This window comes from Niallia sp. FSL W8-0635, from assembly GCF_038007965.1.
GTDB lineage: Bacteria > Bacillota > Bacilli > Bacillales > Cytobacillaceae > Niallia.
Genome location: NZ_JBBOYD010000001.1, coordinates 1834647 through 1852750, shown reverse-complemented (window position 1 = coordinate 1852750; position 18104 = coordinate 1834647). Strand labels below are relative to the sequence as shown.

The 18104-nt window shown below is 36.7% G+C and carries 15 protein-coding genes; 1 reads left to right on the top strand and 14 read right to left on the bottom strand.

Annotation, left to right across the window (positions count from 1 at the left end; translation table 11 throughout):
• Nucleotides 1–6: 6 nt before the first annotated feature.
• The 10 genes from rlmN to NYE52_RS08580 all read right to left on the bottom strand — a co-directional run bounded on the left by rlmN (nt 7) and on the right by NYE52_RS08580 (nt 11979).
• Nucleotides 7–1104: a 23S rRNA (adenine(2503)-C(2))-methyltransferase RlmN gene (rlmN, locus tag NYE52_RS08625; protein WP_341192699.1), complete on the bottom strand. Its 1098-nt coding sequence runs from the start codon at nt 1102–1104 to the stop codon at nt 7–9.
• Nucleotides 1104–2453 (bottom strand): 16S rRNA (cytosine(967)-C(5))-methyltransferase RsmB, encoded by a 1350-nt coding sequence (gene rsmB / locus NYE52_RS08620; RefSeq protein WP_341192698.1) that lies wholly within the window; start codon nt 2451–2453, stop codon nt 1104–1106. Before rsmB ends, rlmN begins: the two co-directional genes overlap by 1 nt.
• Nucleotides 2440–3399: a methionyl-tRNA formyltransferase gene (gene fmt / locus NYE52_RS08615; protein ID WP_341192697.1), complete on the bottom strand. Its 960-nt coding sequence runs from the start codon at nt 3397–3399 to the stop codon at nt 2440–2442. Before fmt ends, rsmB begins: the two co-directional genes overlap by 14 nt.
• Entirely contained in the window at nt 3392–3880 is a 489-nt protein-coding gene (gene def, locus NYE52_RS08610) for a peptide deformylase (RefSeq protein ID WP_341192696.1), read from the bottom strand. Before def ends, fmt begins: the two co-directional genes overlap by 8 nt.
• A 704-nt stretch (nt 3881–4584) precedes the next feature.
• Entirely contained in the window at nt 4585–6408 is a 1824-nt protein-coding gene (locus NYE52_RS08605; protein ID WP_341192695.1) for a glycoside hydrolase family 2 protein, read from the bottom strand.
• 17 nt (nt 6409–6425) lie between these two features.
• Nucleotides 6426–8168: a glycoside hydrolase family 2 protein gene (locus NYE52_RS08600; protein WP_341192694.1), complete on the bottom strand. Its 1743-nt coding sequence runs from the start codon at nt 8166–8168 to the stop codon at nt 6426–6428.
• A complete protein-coding gene (locus NYE52_RS08595; RefSeq protein WP_341192693.1) occupies nt 8168–8605 on the bottom strand; it encodes a hypothetical protein in 438 nt (145 codons plus the stop codon). Before NYE52_RS08595 ends, NYE52_RS08600 begins: the two co-directional genes overlap by 1 nt.
• Complete coding sequence (locus NYE52_RS08590; RefSeq protein ID WP_341192692.1) at nt 8605–9450, bottom strand: carbohydrate ABC transporter permease; 846 nt, start codon at nt 9448–9450, stop codon at nt 8605–8607. Before NYE52_RS08590 ends, NYE52_RS08595 begins: the two co-directional genes overlap by 1 nt.
• 16 nt (nt 9451–9466) lie before the next feature.
• The gene (locus tag NYE52_RS08585) at nt 9467–10390 is read right to left on the bottom strand and encodes a carbohydrate ABC transporter permease (RefSeq protein WP_341192691.1); all 924 of its coding nucleotides are present in this window, start codon (nt 10388–10390) and stop codon (nt 9467–9469) included.
• 320 nt (nt 10391–10710) lie between these two features.
• Nucleotides 10711–11979 (bottom strand): extracellular solute-binding protein, encoded by a 1269-nt coding sequence (locus NYE52_RS08580; protein WP_341192690.1) that lies wholly within the window; start codon nt 11977–11979, stop codon nt 10711–10713.
• 226 nt (nt 11980–12205) lie between these two features.
• Between NYE52_RS08580 and NYE52_RS08575 the strand changes: the two genes are divergently transcribed.
• Nucleotides 12206–13123, top strand: coding sequence for an ArsR/SmtB family transcription factor (locus NYE52_RS08575; RefSeq protein ID WP_341192689.1), 918 nt, complete (start codon nt 12206–12208; stop codon nt 13121–13123).
• Between the two features lie 108 nt (nt 13124–13231).
• Here the strand turns inward: NYE52_RS08575 and priA are convergent, their stop codons facing one another.
• The 4 genes from priA to gmk all read right to left on the bottom strand — a co-directional run bounded on the left by priA (nt 13232) and on the right by gmk (nt 18099).
• On the bottom strand, nt 13232–15643 hold the full coding sequence (gene priA, locus NYE52_RS08570) for a primosomal protein N' (RefSeq protein WP_341192688.1): 2412 nt from the start codon (nt 15641–15643) through the stop codon (nt 13232–13234).
• A complete protein-coding gene (coaBC, locus tag NYE52_RS08565; protein ID WP_341192687.1) occupies nt 15640–16854 on the bottom strand; it encodes a bifunctional phosphopantothenoylcysteine decarboxylase/phosphopantothenate--cysteine ligase CoaBC in 1215 nt (404 codons plus the stop codon). The genes priA and coaBC overlap by 4 nt, the downstream gene beginning before the upstream one ends.
• A gap of 408 nt (nt 16855–17262) precedes the next feature.
• Complete coding sequence (rpoZ, locus tag NYE52_RS08560) at nt 17263–17481, bottom strand: DNA-directed RNA polymerase subunit omega (protein ID WP_341192686.1); 219 nt, start codon at nt 17479–17481, stop codon at nt 17263–17265.
• Between the two features lie 3 nt (nt 17482–17484).
• Nucleotides 17485–18099 (bottom strand): guanylate kinase, encoded by a 615-nt coding sequence (gene gmk, locus NYE52_RS08555; protein WP_341192685.1) that lies wholly within the window; start codon nt 18097–18099, stop codon nt 17485–17487.
• Nucleotides 18100–18104 lie beyond the last annotated feature (5 nt).

Sequence of the window (18104 nt, the reverse complement as noted above, 5' to 3'; positions counted from 1 at the left end):
AGGTGATCACCTCGTCTCTTCTTTTCTCTCCTTCGCACGAAGCTGTCCACATGCCGCATCGATATCTGAACCTTGCTCACGACGGATTGTAACATTTACTCCACGGTTCTTTAACGTTTTTTCAAATAAAAAGATTTGATCTTTCGGTGTTCTTACATAGTCTCTTTCTGGTACATAATTTACAGGAATTAAGTTAACATGACACTTTATTCCTTTTACAAGCTCAGCTAGCTCTTCTGCATGCTCTACTTGATCATTTACATTACCAAACAAGCCATATTCAAAGCTTACTCGTCTTCCTGTCTTATCTACATAATAACGGATTGCTTCGATTAAATCAGGTAATTTATACGCTCTGTTGATCGGCATTAGTCTACTTCTTAGCTCCGTGTTTGGAGCGTGAAGGGAAACAGCAAAGTTAATTTGCATATTTTGATCTGCAAATTCATAAATTTTCGGGATAATACCACTAGTGGAAACAGTGATATGTCTTGCACCAATATTCAATGCTTGTTCATGATTAATAATTTTTAAGAAACTTAACATACTAGTAAAGTTATCAAATGGTTCCCCAATCCCCATAATAACAACAGAACTTACACGTTCGCCTAATTCATCTAGTGCCTGTTGTACTTTTACGACTTGAGCAACGATTTCTCCTGCTTCTAAATTTCTTTTTAATCCACCTAAGGTAGAAGCACAGAATGTACATCCAATTCGACAGCCTACTTGTGTCGTTACACATACAGAATTGCCATAATCATGGCGCATTAAAACTGTTTCAATCGAATAGCCATCATGTAATTCAAATAAAAACTTAATTGTTCCATCATTAGATGTTTGCTGAATAAGCGTGTTTAATGTTGTAATCGTGAAATTTTCCTGTAACATCAAACGTAAATTTTTCGATAAGTTAGTCATATCCTCAAATGAGGTTACTCTTTGTTTATATAGCCATTCAAAAATTTGATCAGCACGAAACGCCTTTTCATTATGCTCTGTTAGCCAATCCTTTAATGCTTGTAATTCCATTGAGTAAATGGAGGGAATAGTTGGTTCTGCCTTTTGTCTTCTTCTTGATGATGTTTTTACTTGTTCCATCATTACACCTTCTTTCTTAATGCTGCAATATAAAAGCCATCGGAGCCAAAATATTGCGGTAATACCTGTAATTCATTTCCATCTGTATATTGTTTCAATTCGGTCGGCAATCGTTCCGCTAAGTTTACGTCTCTTTCAAACTGTGAATTATCCGCCAAGAACTTTTCAACCACTTCTTCATTTTCTGCTTTATCAATCGTACATGTACTATATACTAATAATCCACCTTTTTTTAAGAGAGGTGAAACAGAAGCTAATAAATCTAATTGGATTTTCTGCAGGCGATCAACGTCTGCCTCCGTTTTCGTATATTTCATGTCCGGTTTTCTTCTCATTACTCCAAATCCTGAACAAGGAGCATCAAGTAGAATACGGTCAAAGCTTTCTTTTTCTAAGGTACTATCTAACTTCCTTGAATCCATTACTTTTGTTTCAATGCTTGGTAAATCTAAGCGATCTGCATTTTGCTTAATCAGCTTTACTTTATGCTCATGAAGATCAATGGAAAGGACTTTTCCTTCCTTATTCATTTTCTCTGCAATATGTGTTGATTTACCACCTGGTGCGGCGCAAGCATCTAATACGGAATACGGCTTGTCTACATCTAAAGCATAAGCAACAATCATCGAGCTTTCATCTTGAATTGTTAACATTCCTTTTTCAAAAGCAGATGAATGGGCTACATTACCTTTTAATACCTTGATTCCTTCTGGAATTACCTCACTCGCTTCAACGAAGAAGCCTTCTTCTGTTAAAAGGGATAAGCATTCTGCGACAGAGATTTTCGTTGTATTTACCCTAGCTGTTTGCATGGGTGCTGTTAAATTAATTTCACACATCTTCTTTGCATCTTCTATCCCAAGCTGCTCCACCCATCTTTTTACAAGCCAGCGTGGATGACTTGTTTCAATAGCAAGGCGCTCTATTTCATCTGGAATCTCACTAAAAGCTGGTAAGCCCTGTCTAAGAATAGTGCGTAAAACAGCATTTACAAGGCCGCTAATGCCTTTATGGCCCCTTTTTTTCGCAATTTCTACCGCTTCATTAATCGCAGCATGATCAGGAATGCGATCCAAATATACCATTTGATACAGCGTCATCTGTAAGAGAATATGCACCCAAACTTCCATTTTCTTTCCTTTATTAATAAAAGGCTGTAGATAAAATTCAAGCGTCATTTTTCGTTGAAGGGTTCCATATACGATTTCTGTTAATAAACCAATATCCTTTGATGGAATCTCATTTTTTTTGATTGTTGTATTTAGTAAGAGATTGCTGTACGCTTGATTTTTTTGAATGCTCTCCAAAATATCCAATGCTGCTTCCCGAACATTTTTTCTAGTTTTCTTCATTTGTTACTCCTAATATCTCATTTACTTGCATCTTGCTACCAGCACCACGTAAAAATTGGCCAATGTCCATTTTCTTCTTCCCTGCTGGTTGCACTTCTGTTAATTGAATATAGGTGTCATTTCCTGTTGCGACAATTGGTCCTTGATTTGTAATTTCTACAATGGTTCCAGGAGCCGCATCTATCGTTTTCGTGACTTTCTTTCCTGCCCATACTTTCATCACATTCCCTTGATATAGGGTAAAGGCTACTGGCCACGGATTTAACCCACGAATTTTGTTATAAACTTCTTCACCAGAAGTAGACCAATCAATTTTCTCATCTGAACGTTTTAGATTTGGCGCAAACGTTGCCTCCTCGTCCTTTTGAGGTATAGGAGTAATTTCTCCTGCTAACAGTTTAGGCAAAGTTTCGGCTAATAAATCACTTCCAACAACACTTAATTTATCATGAAGTGTTCCTACCGTATCTTCTTCTTCAATTTTCACTTCGGCAACGGAGATAATGTCCCCAGCATCTAATTTCTCTGCCATATACATGATTGTAATCCCCGTTTTCTCTTTACCCTGTAAGATACTATAATGAATAGGAGCTCCGCCTCTTAATTCTGGAAGTAGAGATGCATGGACATTTACACATCCAAATTTCGGTGCATCTAATAATTCTTTTGGTAAAATTTGTCCAAAAGCCGCTGTCACAATAATATCTGGGTTTAGAGAAATAATCGTTTTCAGCTCTTCTGATTGACGAATCTTTTCAGGTTGATAGACAGGAATATTATGCTTTAACGCTTCCACCTTTACTGGAGGAGGTGTGAGCACTTTTTTTCTGCCAACAGGACGATCAGGCTGGGTAACAACTGCAATCACATCATACTTTTCTTCTAATAATCTTTGTAATACAGGAACAGAAAAGTCCGGAGTTCCCATAAACACTACTTTAGTCATTTGCTTCCACTCCTTCTAGCTCTTCTTCCTCTAGATAGCGAATTACTTTTGAAGTAAATAATACTCCATCTAAGTGATCCATTTCATGCAAAATCGCGCGTGCTAAATATTCTTCTGCTTCTATTATATATTTTTTTCCTTTTCTATTTTGTGCTTCCACTTTTATGGAATAAGGCCTTTCGACATCTCCAAATAATCCTGGGAAACTCAAACAGCCTTCTGGTCCTACTTGGGATCCGTTTACCTCTAATAATTTTGGGTTAATTAATTCCAGTGTACCCATTTCATCGTCAATATCTACTACAGCAATACGTTTCGGTATACCAATTTGCGGAGCAGCAAGTCCGACTCCATCAAATTCAATCATCGTATCATACATATCGTTTAATAGCTTTGCTAATTTTTTATCAAATACTGTAACTTCCTCGCACGGTGTTTCTAATACCGGATCTGGGAACATTACAATTTGTTTTATTGCCACCTTATTTCCTCCAAACGTTGAGAGTGATAGTCGGTTAAAATGAATTATTTCGTAAAGTTTGTTGCTATGAGCCGCAGCCTGAATACACTCCGCTTTCCGTGGGGCTCGCGCTGAGCCGCTTCGGCTTCGCCTGCAGGGTCTCAGGCTGTCTCGCTAATCCCACAGGAGTCTACGTGTATTCAGGCTGCTCAGATTTCCTCATTAATTGATTTTTTCTATTGAGAAAGCAACAATCTTTTAGAAAAAAGCCATTATTTTAATCGAAGACTGTTTTTCAAAATTATTTTCAATTTATATAAATAAAGTTCGGACTAACAGCCTATGCTAAAACTCATTCCTTTTTGTATTTTATCAAACCCTGCTACTAAATAGCTATGTATTCCTTTTGGAAATTATAATTATTTCGGGCTAACAAAATAAAAACCCATGTCAGAAAAACTCAGGATAACTCTAACCATCCATCATTTTCGCTGTCATGAGCCTTGAACATTTTAACATATTACTGTTGATAAGTATAGTTTAGAACGGAATCGTTTAGAAAGTTCTTTAGTTAAGGCTGTTTTCAAAAGGATTGTTGTTTTCTCAATAGAAAAAATGAATTATTTAGAAATCCTGAGCAGCCGGAATACACGGAGACGCCACGGGGATTAGCGAAGCCTGAGTTAAAAAACAAAAAACGAGCAGTTTCCCGCTCATTTTTTTACCTACTTAGCCATTCTCCCATTAACCGCCAATCGCTCTGGGAAAAATAGATTATTAAGCTCTTTAATTTTCGCTAAGTCGCATTTTGGTACGCGATCATATGTTAGAATACCATTAATTTCTTGTTCGACATCTGTTAGCTGTGTATAGCAATAGCCCCATAGTCCTTTTGATTGGAAAACTGCTTCCATGATTTTGCGGTATTCTGTTACATAATCTTCGGCGTTCTCTACGGACGTGTAGCCCCAACCGCTTTGATCGCCCATTTTAAATGCGATACCTCCGAATTCTGTTAAAAGAATTGGTTCTCCTTGATGGGAATGATTTTCTGCATACACTTCCCATTTACTATGAGCATGAGTAAGTAAATTTTCAACAGTTGAAATGGACTCCTTGAAATATTGATATTTCGTCTTTTCATCTGCATTTCCATGCCCGTAATTATGGATCGCACAAATATCAGTAACGGTCGCTTCCCATCCATCATTAGAGATTACTAGTCGTGTGCCATCAATTGCATGGAGCATATGATACATAGTTGTTGAAAAATGCTGCTGTGTTTTATCAAAATGAATATCTGGAATCCCCCAGCTTTCATTTAGAGGTACCCAAGTGATAATGGAAGGATGATTATAATCTCTCTCCACAATTTCCATCCATTCCTTCATTAATCTTGTCGCGGCTTCTTTCGTATAAACAGGAGCTGATGCGCATTCTCCCCATACTAAGAAACCTAATGTATCTGCATAATGCAAGAATAAAGGATCTTCTGTTTTTTGATGCTTTCTACAGCCATTAAATCCCATTTCTTTTGCAAATTTTATATCCTTTATATAGTCTTCTGCTTTCGGCGCAGTTAACAGTCCCTCTGGCCAATAACCTTGATCCAACACAAGTTTCTGATAATATGGTTTATTATTTAAATAGACCATGCCATTTTCCGTATGAACTTTTCGATAGCCAAAATAGGACTCCACTTTATCTAAAACGGTTCCATTTTCATCACAAAGCTCGATCGTAACATCAAATAAATTCGGATGTTCTGGTGACCAAGTGTAGCCACCATCATGGAAATTCGTACGGAAGATTTTATTTTGAATAATGTCTACTGCCCGTTTTTCAGCTATATTATTCATTCTAATTCGGTCTTCTGCAATCAAAGTATCCTTAAATATCATTTTATAGTTCACATAATAAGAGGCTTTTGATATTTCTGTTTCTTCATTTAACGATAAATCCATCCATACGACTCCGCGGTCAAAATCTGATGTAAATCGAACTTTATCAATATGTTCTTTATTTACTTGTTCCACCCAAACTGTTTGCCAAATTCCTGTAGAATTCGTATACCAGATTGCCCGTGGTTCCTCTTCCCAAAACTGTTTGCCCCTTGGGATTGTTTCATCTTTTAAAGGATCATAGACCTTAACAGCAATACTTTGTTTTTCTTCTGCTAAATAATTCGTAATATCAAATGAAAACGAAGTATGTCCGCCTTCATGGTCTCCCACGAATTGTCCATTTACATAGACCTTCGAATAGTAGTCGACCGCCCCAAAATGCAAAATCGTTCTTTTTGTGGGATCCTGAGGAATAACTGCCTCTCTCTTATACCATACATATTCATGAATCGTTCTTTCCCCAATACCGCTTAGCTCAGATTGGTAAACAAATGGTACTTGAATTTCTTTATCAAGTGTTTCTTTATTAAAATACTGCTCTTTTTCTCCAACATTCTCATCATCAAACTGAAATTGCCATGTTCCATTTAAGTTAATCCACTGATCACGCACAAACTGAGGGCGCGGGTACTCTTGTCTCGTCATCTTATACACTCCTATGATTATAATCTTCGAGTATTTACTTGTCTTACTCTCTCAACAGAAACTTTTGGTTTTCTATCGATTGTAAGCAAGCCATTTACTTCTTGTTGTACATCGGTTAGTTGTGTATAACAATAACCACATACGTAATCTAAATCTTGAACCGCATGATGGATGTCTTCAAAACGACTAAAAAACGCTTCTTCATCCTTTACTTGATTCCCATAGCCCCAACCTTCCTCTGTTTGAAAAGCGATTCCGCCAAATTCAGAAATAAGAATCGGTTGACCTTTATACGTGTAACCATCTGCAAAGGCATAGAAACCTTTATTAAACTGGATGGCATTCGACAGTAATTTTTCGTTATCTTCATATCTACTTGCAAGAAGTGCTCCAAATTCTTCATAGTCATGCAATGTGATAATATCGGAAATAGTATGTTCCCAGCCGTCATTTGTGATAACAGGGCGATTGCTGTCATACGCCTTTGTTAAATGATAGATGCTTTCTGTAAAAGCTTGTTGTTGCTTGTCATGATGGATATTGCCAACCCCCCATGATTCATTAAACGGTACCCATGTAATCACACTCGGATGATTATAATTTTGCTTCACAATTTCCAACCATTCATTGGTAAAATTACGAACTGCTTTGTCACTAAATCCAAACGTTGAACCAACTTCTAGCCAGACAAGAAGACCTTTTTTATCCGCTAAATATAAAAATCTGCTGTCCTCTACTTTTTGGTGCTTCCGAACCCCGTTATATCCCAATTCTAATACTTTATCGATATCTTCTTCTAACGCCGCAACACTCGGAGGCGTTAAATCTGATTCTTCCCAGTAGCCTTGGTCTAAAATTAAGCGTTGATATAGCTCTCTATTATTAAGAAGGATTCTATTTCCTTCAATAGATATTTTCCGCATTCCAAAATAGGATTGAACTTCATCAAGCAATACATCTTGGTAGTACAATTTAAGCGTCAAATCATATAGATTAGGATTTTCCGGACTCCAAACCTTCATTGTCCATGGATCCAGTCTTTCTAATACACTTCCTTTAAGTTGGGCAGCATTATCCACGATATTAGCCGTTAATTCATTGATTACTTTGCCATTAAATTGGATAGATGCCACTACTTTATATCCTTCAGCTGTAAGCGGGATATCCTTTGTTTCTACTTCAATCACTACCTCTTGCTCATCAAATACTGGCGTAATTTTCGCATGATTTAAGTGAGCTTCATTTACAAATTCTAGCCAAACGGATTTCCAAATTCCCGTTGTCTGAACATACCAGCAGCCAAAATTCTCATCATGCCAGCGTTGTTTTCCTCTTGGTTGTGCACAATCCTTTGAATCTTTGACTTTAACAGTCAGTTTATTCTCGCCAGTTGTCACATAGTCAGCTACATCTACAGAAAAACCATGGTAACCTCCTTGATGGATTGTTACGAGATGACCATTTACATAGATAAACGCCTCATAATCCACTCCTTCAAAATGAACAATCGGATGCTTTTGTATATCATCGATTGTAATCGTTCTTTCATACCAAACCGTTTCGTGATGTTCTTGCTGATTAATTCCACTTGCTTTCGTTTCATAGGTGAACGGCACATTTATGGTTGTACTCTCTGGAAAAGATGCATACCACTTCTCCTTCTCCCCTACTTTTTTATCATCAAAAGCAAATTTCCATTCTCCGTCTAGTGAAACCCATTCCGCTCTGTGGAATTGAGGATTTGGATGTAATTCATTCATTAATTTATACCTCCGATTTGTTTAGTTCTTGTCATATTAATTTTTCGAATAGATTTGTTTTTCGCTAAAACTAAAATACCTGCAGACATACATAAAACTAAGCTGATAATATCCATGATGATATAGGAGAGCGCTCCACATACAAACAGCCATACCGCAACCTTCACATGGACTTGATCATCTATCATGTATTTCTTTGCGCAGACTAAATTAATTAATCCGAGGCCGATTAATAAGGCCCCAAACATACCTATAAAAATATAGATACTTCCAACATAAGATTCCATCGCTTTCATATAGGCAAAAGCAGAGTCTTCCACAAGCTTTGCACCTTCGACCTTTTTTAATGTCCCATATAGCAAGATCGTAAAGAGACCATCGACAATTTGCCAAACACCTACTATTCTCACTAAATTTCTTTCTAGCTTTCTATTCATTAACCTTTCACCCCAGCAGATAAGGACATAGATTCCAAGAAATATTTCTGTGCGAATAGATACAAGATAAACGTTGGAATAATCGCAACCAATGCCCCAGCCATTAATAAGGTTGGTTGTGCTTGGTACATCCCTTGTAATAACTGAAGACCTGGTGTGATTGGCATCTTTTCTATGTCATTAAATACAATGGATGGCCATAAGAAGTCGTTCCACGATCCTGTAAAAGAAAATAGGGAAACAACCAAAAGAACCGGTTTTATCAATGGCAAAATGACTCTCCCTAAAATTTGAAAATCATTAGCACCATCCATACGAGCAGCCTCATCAAATTCGAGAGGAATATTATTCATAAATTGTCTAACGAGAAAGATATTAAAGACCCCTGCTGCTCCAGGTACAATCATCGCAATCGGTGAATTTACCCAACCAAGGACATCGATGATTTTATAAAGAGGAATAAGATTTACTACTCCTGGAAACATCATCGTTGCCATTAAAAAGGCAAACAAACCATTTTTCCCTCTAAAATTTAATCTGCTAAAAGCAAAAGCAGATAATGTAACAACAATTAAAACTAATATTGTGTGTGATACAGAAATAACAACTGAATTTGTAAACCAACGAACCAATGGTGTACTTGTATTATCCACTAATAATGTGGTGTAATTGGTAAGCACCCATTCAATCGGAAGAAATTTAAAGCCAACTGTTTGCAGTTCTATTTCTGATTTAAAGGAGGTTACAACTCCCCATAATAAAGGAATAATCCAAATCACAGCCATGATAAGCAAAAAGGCGAACCCGATTATTTTAGGTAGTGGATTGGTTCTTTTACTGCTCATACTCTTCCTCCTCTAATTAATTCTTTCTCTCTCTTAAGAAAAAGAATTGTAATGACGCAACAACCATTATGCAAAGTCCAAGAATAACAGCCATTGCAGAAGATATCCCAGCAATCGATTGACCTGAACCAAAGGCGTTTTGCTGAATATCCATTAATAACACTCTCGTTGAGTCTGTTGGGCCACCACCAGTTAACATTAATGGTTGACCATAGACGTTAAATTGAGCAATTGTTGTAATAACAACCGTATAAAGAATTTGCCCTTTCATACTCGGAAGGGTGATTTTAATAAATTTCTGGAAAGATGAAGCACCATCAATATCTGCTGCTTCATAATAATCTTTCGGAATTCCATTCAACGCTGCTTGGTAAATGATCATATTACCACCAATCGTCCACCATACCGTTACGGCTACCAGCGCAATCCATGCATACGGCTGAGTTCCAGTCCAAACTGTTTCAAGATTGAAAATATTATTAATCGGACCGTACGTCACATTAAACATAAGTCCCCAGATAATAATGACTGCAGAAATCGCGAATAACGATGGTAAATAGAATAAAGACTGAAATACTTTCCATAGTGTAGGTTTTGTATTCAATGCAGCTGCAAGAAGGAGAGGTACAAGAATACAAAATGGGACAGTAAATAGAACAAATAAAAAGGTGTTTTTCAAACCATTATGAAGTTGTTCATAAAAGACGGAATCAGATTGAAGTAATAATTCTTTATAATTTTCCAATCCAACAAAGGTCGGGGAACTAATCAAATCCCATTCTGTAAAAGAAATATAGATTCCAAAAAAAATCGGAATTAGAAAAAACACTCCAAAAATGATCAAATGAGGGGCTAAAAATAGCCACGGTGCAAAGGATGTATTCCTAGTCTTTTTTATTTTCATTTGTTTCACATGATTCGTAGCGGGAACAGTTTCCATACGCCCTACTTCCTTTCCTCTTGCTTCTATTAAAATAAGATTCATAGATCTTATACATTTTAAGCTTACAGCCTAAATACAATTGTTTACCTACTAGCAACACTGCTTTCTGTAGTTAGGCTGCTTACTATTCTTTATTGATTGGGCTGTTTTGTTAAAGTTGCTTGAGAATACCAATAGCATGAATACACTCCCTTTTTCGATTGGCAAGCTTTTAGCCTTCTCGTGTATCTACTTGTGGTGTCTCCCCATCTTTTAAAAACAGCCCTTCATTTCTAAAATCCAAACACATAGTAAACACTTACATTTTCATTTAAACCTTATTTATTTGAATTATCTTTTGCTACCTTAGCAGAAATTTCTTTTTCCATATCCTCTAATGCTTTGTCAGTTTCTACTTTGGAGAATACGACATCGCCAGCTTTAGAATCAAGTAATTCAGAAACATAGCCATTGTATTTGTAGTCAAAGATTTTTAATGTTGCTTGTTGTTCTGGTGTTGCTAAAAGGAATGATTGTGGCATTGCTTTATATTCTTCATTGTCTAAAAGAGAAAGTGTTGCTGGATTTTGGCCGGATTTTGCCCATTCCATTGAATTATCACGAACCCAATCTAAAAACTCAACGACACCTTTTGCTTTTTCTTCACTACGAGAATCATCCTTCAACATGATAAATTGGTGAGAGGAGGACCAGTTCACTGCTTTAGATAAGTCATCTGATAATTGTGGAGCATTTGTTAATCCCCAATTTACCTTCGACTCTTTAACTTGGTTTTGCATCCAAATACCTTCAGGAAGAAATACAACTTTTCCAGTTAAGAACATTTGTGTTGGATCTTCGCCATCCTTCGTTGTATAGCCAGCCTTCACATAATCTCTCCATAAATTAAAGGTATCTTTCGCTGCTTGGTTAACTAAAGTTGGTTGAATGCCATCTTCTGTTAACTCCCCACCATTTTGAGCATACAGGGACAAGAAATTAGGTTTTAACCATGTTACTCCTAATGCTCTAATTTTATCTTTTTGTGCTTGCTCTCCAACCTGTTTAATCTCGTCAAATGTTACAATATTATCATCCAATGCTGTTGGCAAATACTTATCTACTAAATCTTTGTTGTAGTACATTCCGAATGTATGAATATCTAATGGAACACTATAACGCTCTGAATCTATTTCTCCAATCTTCCAAGCCTCATCTACATAATTATCGCCATTAATTTCTGGAAAATCTGTAAGTAAATCATTATAAGAAGTTAACATATCATTATCTTTGAACTGTTTAATTCTTTCTGCATGGACGATTGTTAAATCTGGAATATTCTTTTTCGAATTTACAATCGTTGGAATCTTCGTATACATATCCGTTTCTTTTAAGGAAACGTTTTTGATTTTGTATTCAGGATTTGTCTTATTGTATTCATTCACCATAGCCTGCATGTTTTTTCCATCTGGCCCTGTGAATGGATTCCAAAACGTAATTTCATTTTTGGCACTACCACTTGCTCCTGAATCTCCACAGCCTGCTAAAATACCGATTGAGAGTCCGATCACACCAACATACTTCCAAAGCTTTCTCTTTGCCCCCACAATAATTCCTCCTTTTTTATTTAACTCATTACTCAATTAAATCGTTTAACCAAAAAGTTAAAGTTGTTATTTTGAATCTCTTTACACTACTAATTTAACAACATGAGAAAGCGTTGTCAATCCTATTTTAACAATATTTTTTATGTTTACTATTGTAGTTAAACACTGTGAATGATAAAATAAACAGACAAGTAAGTATTTAACTATGAAGTTAAAGGAGATTCCTATGCAAATACAAATATCAAAGGATTATTTTCATATTTATCAAGCCCTTGCTAGTGAAACTAGAATAGAAATCATAGAAATTCTCGCAAAAAACAACATGAATATATCTGATTTAGCAAAACAATTAGGCATAAGCGCCGCCATCGTTACCCGTCATATTCAAAAGCTAGAAGAAGCAGGGATTGTTAAATCGGAACGAATCCCTGGTAAATCAGGACTGCAAAAAATAGTTTATTTAGCGATAGACAATATTGAAATTCATTTTCCAAGAAAAATATTTAAAGAATATTTACTTCACCAGACCGATTTAAAAATTGGTCATTATACTGATTTTTCCGCTAAGCCTACCTGTGGCATTGCGACAGAAAAAGAAATCATCGGGAAAGCGGATGACCCGAAATATTTTATGGATAGCCAAAGAGTGGATGCACAGCTATTATGGTTATCCCAAGGTTATGTAGAGTACAAAATCCCAAATTTACTAGGACCAAATGAAATTCCAGAAATGGTAGAAATCAGTCTAGAGCTTGCATCTGAGTTTCCAATCTCTAATAATGTTTGGCCAAGTGATATAACGTTTTACTTAAATAACGTGGAGATTGGCACCTACACTGTGCCTGGAAACTTCTCTGATGTGAGAGGTCGCTATACGCCAAAATGGTGGAATGATAAATTTAGTCAGTACGGCCTTTTAAAAACGATCAGGGTAAATAAAATGGATACAGGTATTGATGGGGAGCCATTTTCTAGTGTCACGATTAATGATTTACAATTAGAGAACTCCCCCTTTCTCACTTTGAAAATTGCGGTTAAAGAAGATTCAGAAAGAGTTGGTGGGATGACTTTATTTGGGGAACATTTTGGAAACCATAAGCAAAATATACAGATTGGGATTTATTATTTGGAGAAGGAAAATTAATATAGCAAAATAAAAAGAAATGACCGTTTCCATTATGTCATTTCTTTTTATTTTCATTTTCAGGTTGAGGGTTACTAGCCACAGTGGCATTATTTGTAGAAGACTTTCCTACATTAAAATAAACGGATTAACATCAATCGAGATTTGCAGTCCATTTGAACTTATTTCTGTCTGGTAATGATCTAAAATCGACTTTAGAACTTCTTCTAGATTCGGTTCTTGTTTATATTTTATCAAACATTGATAGCGGTATTTATTTTTTATTCTTGCGATTGGTGAAGCGACTGGTCCTAAAATAACCGTTTGCGGTGATAATCTATTTCTGACGATCTGCGTGATTTTCTCCGAGACACCGACTACTTTCATTAGCTCTTCATGACTAATCGTAATCATGGTAAGAAAATAGTATGGAGGATAGGCATGCTGTCTGCGAATCATCATCTCCGTTTCATAAAAACGGTCATAATCCTGTTCGCTCGCAAGCTCAATACTATAATGCTCTGGCGTATAGGTTTGGAAAATTACTTCCCCTAGTAATTCATGTCTGCCCGCTCTTCCGCTTACTTGTGTCAGTAATTGAAAGGTCTTCTCCGATGAGCGGAAATCTGGCAAATGGAGCATTGTATCAGCTGACAGTACGCCAACTAGCGTAATTCTTGGGAAATCTAGTCCTTTGGCAATCATTTGGGTGCCTAATAGAATATCTGCTTCTCCATCTTGGAATTTTTGCAGCAGCTTTTCATGGGCTCCCTTTCGACTAGTTGTGTCCACATCCATCCGAATAACTCTTGCTTCAGGCAAAATTTTCGCCAGCTCTTCCTCTACCTTTTGTGTTCCTGTTCCAAAATACCGAATATGCTCACTGCTACATTCTGGACAAGTGGTAGGCGTATATGTTTCATACCCGCAATAATGACACTTCATCTGATTTTGAAAACGATGGTAGGTTAAGCTAATATCACAATTCGGACATTTAACAACATACCCACAGTCACGGCACATGACAAAGGAGGAATGTCCTCGCTTATTTAAAAATAAGACCGTTTGCTCTTTCTTTTCAAGGCGATCTTTCAGCTTATCTAGCAATACTTCGGAAAACATGGAGCGATTGCCGTTTCTAAGTTCTTCCCGCATATCAATAATTTCAACATTAGGAAGAGCTTGGTTATTCATTCGATTAGGAAGGGATAGTAAAGTATATACGCCTTTTTGGGCTCGTGCAAAGCTTTCTAGAGAAGGAGTTGCACTACCTAAAATAATCGAACAACCATGCTTTTTCCCTCTTTCAATGGCAACGTCCTTTGCATGGTAACGTGGATTCTCCTCTTGCTTATAGGTCATTTCATGCTCTTCATCAATAATGATAATGCCAAGATTCGTAAATGGAGCGAAAATTGCGGACCTAGCTCCCACTACAACTTTCACTTCGTTTCTTTGAATTTTTCGCCATTCATCATACTTTTCTCCCACTGACAATCCACTATGCAAAACAGCAACCAGTTCACCAAATCGCCCTTTAAAACGGTTTACCATTTGGGGAGTTAGAGCGATTTCAGGGACAAGCACAATCGCTTCCTCTCCCTTTGCCAATACTTTTTCAATGGATTGCAAATAAACTTCTGTTTTCCCGCTACCGGTTACACCATATAAGAGAAACACTTCATGTCTATCCTCTTCCACAGCCTGATGGATAGGTGCAACCACTTTTGCTTGATCATCGGTTAAAGGCAAGGCATGCGTTCTCTCAAACTCACGCTCTTGATAAGGATCTCGATATACTTCCTTATCCATTTCACCGAGAAGTCCTTTTTCGACTAATCCTTTAATAGCAGCAGTAGAAATATTTAATTTCGTTAAGAGCTGTTTTTGTTCAATGGGTTCTGGATGCTTACTAAAAAAAGCCAGCAATTTTTTTTGTTTCTTTGCGTTTTTATTCAGTGATTCTTCGTAATCGGTTAAAGCTTTTCCATTTACAAGGGGATAAATATGTTTTACCTTCTTCTTCTGTCCTCTTGATTGAACCTCATAGGAAACCACTATTGTTCCTCTCTTCACTTCCTTTTGTAAAGCCGAAAGAGACACATTCTTTAGAGCTTCCTCCCACACCAATTCTTCTGTATTTCTAAAAAGAGCAGCTACCCCTTCTGCCATGTCTTGTTCCTGAGCTGCTACTTTTTTTACTTTGCGCTCATATTTAGCCTTTAAAGCCGGCGGCAGCATCGCCTGAAAAGCAGAAATCTTATAGCAAAGAGTCGAATGGGACAACCAATCTGCAAGAGATAGAAGCTCTTTATTTAAAACAGGCACTAAATCCATCGGTTCGATTACCTTTTTTAGTGATTTAAAATTAGATGTTTCCTCCAAGCTTTCTACAAAGCCTTGTACCTTTCTAGGACCAAATGGAACAATTACCCGCATTCCTGGTTGAATAACATCTTCTAGTTCTTGTGGAATGAGATAATCAAAGGGTCTGTCCGTTTGTTTTGCCGGAACATCGACAATTACTTTGGCTACCGTCATTTTTGAACAGCTTCCTTCATCAACATAGCTTGTTCCAATATTTTTTCCGCTACCTCTTCCTTAGAAAGAAGGGGTAACTCGATTGAAGTTCCATCTCTCCTATACATAGTCACAAGATTTGTATCTGTTCCAAAGCCAGAATCTTGTCTAATTACATTATTAGCCACAATCATATCTGCATTTTTCCGTTTTAATTTATCCATTGCATATTCAGTCATATTTTGTGTTTCTGCTGCAAAGCCAATTAGAATCTGCTGTTCTTTTCTTTTTCCAAGTTCGGATAAAATATCTTGGGTCCGCGTGAATTCAATTGTTTCTGGACCACTTTGCTTTTTCACTTTGTGGTCATAAACAATCGTGGGCTTATAGTCACTTACCGCAGCTGTTTTAACAATAATGTCAGCTTTTTCTCTGTATGTCATTACAGCGTTATACATTTCTTCCGCACTTTCCACTGAAATAATTTGAGCACCTTTTGGTGGAGTTAGATTCGTAGGTCCAGATACTAAAATAACATCTGCCCCATACGCAATGGCTTTTTTAGCAATACTATATCCCATTTTTCCAGAGGAGTGATTGGAAATAAAACGAACTGGATCAATTTTTTCGCGAGTTGGTCCAGCAGTCACGAGTACGGTTGTTCCAGTTAGGATTTTGTTCTTGTTATTATCGGAAAAATAGTCCTCCATATGCTGAACAATCATTTCCGGTTCTTCCAATCTTCCTTTTCCTACATAGCCACATGCTAAATAGCCTTCACCTGGGTTGATAAAGCGATAACCATAGTCATGAAGCGTGTTAATATTTTTAATAACAGCAGGATGATCATACATATGTACATTCATCGCTGGGGCAATCCAAACGTCACTTGTTGCTGCAAGCAAGGTTGTTGTGATCATATTATCCGCAATACCGTTTGCAATCTTTCCAATCACATTGGCCGTTGCTGGGGCCACTAAAATTAAATCAGCCCAATCAGCCAAATCAATATGTGCAATCACTTTTGGATCTTTTTCATCGAAGGTGTCTGTATATACTTCATTTTTAGAGAGGGCTTTAAAGGTCAATGGATTCACAAATTCCATTGCCGATTCCGACATAATAACCTTCACATCTGCACCCTTTTGCGTTAATTTACTAGTTAAAGCACATACCTTATATACCGCAATGCCCCCTGTTACACACAGAAGAATCTTCTTGCCATTCAACATCATGTGCCTCCTTCCTTTCTTTTTATTCTAAAGTTTATGATCATATCATCAGTAAGAGAGGTTGTCCTTCACCCTCTCTGACCGGATTAGTTGAACTATTTGTATCTGTCAGACATATATGAATCTTATTTTGTCCGTTAAGAGTGAGATATATTGTTTGTTTATGAATAAGGCCTATTGGATAAGCATGTTACTAATAGAAGATGCGGGCATCCTTAACGGAAATTCCCCAACTTTAGTAGAATCAATATTCTTAAACTTTAGCCATATGTAAGATTTGCATTTCTATTATTAATGTTAGCATATAATTAAATAATCATTATGTCCATGAAAAAAGACTTAGTAAATGGAATTGTTCCTTTTACTTAAGCCTTTTATTCCGTACTATATTTTTCACAAAAAAATTAATTAATCTTCGCTTGAGCCACTTGGTGCATTCACACGATAAGTAAGTTGATCTTTGTTGATTTCTTCTAATGCTTTCCCGACATTTTTATGAGAAACATATTTTGCTAATTGTGGTCTCGCATTTGTTTGTAGCTTTCTTGCTCTTTTCGCTGCTACAGATACTAATGAATATTTAGAATCGATTTTTGTCATTAATTTATCAATGGATGGATATAACATAAATTATTTAGCCTCCAACATTTTCTTGTATTTTGGTTCTACTCTTTCTCTGCGACAATGCTCAGCAACAATGATTGCTTTAATTTTTTCACATGCATTCTCTACTGTATCATTTTCTACAACATAATCATATAAGTGCATCATTTCAATTTCTTCCCTTGCCACATTCATTCGGTTGTTAATAATCTCTTCTGACTCTGTACCTCTTGTCACGATGCGATTTTTCAACTCTGATAAGCTTGGTGGACTTAAAAAGATAAATAAGCCATCAGGAAACTTTTCACGAACCTGTTTTGCACCTTCTACTTCAATTTCTAAAAAGACATCTTTGCCTTTTAAAGTCGTTTCTCTTACATAATCGACTGGAGTACCGTAGTAATTCCCTACAAACTCAGCATACTCTAATAATTTTCCTTGTTCAATTAAACCCTCAAATTCTTCTCTTGATTTGAAGAAATAATCTACTCCATCTACTTCGCCCATACGTGGAGCTCTTGTAGTCATGGAAATTGAATATTCAAAAGAAGTATTTTTTTGTGAGAAGATTTCCTTTCTCACTGTTCCTTTCCCTACTCCAGAAGGTCCAGACAAAACGATTAAAAGTCCCTTATCTACCAAATCTT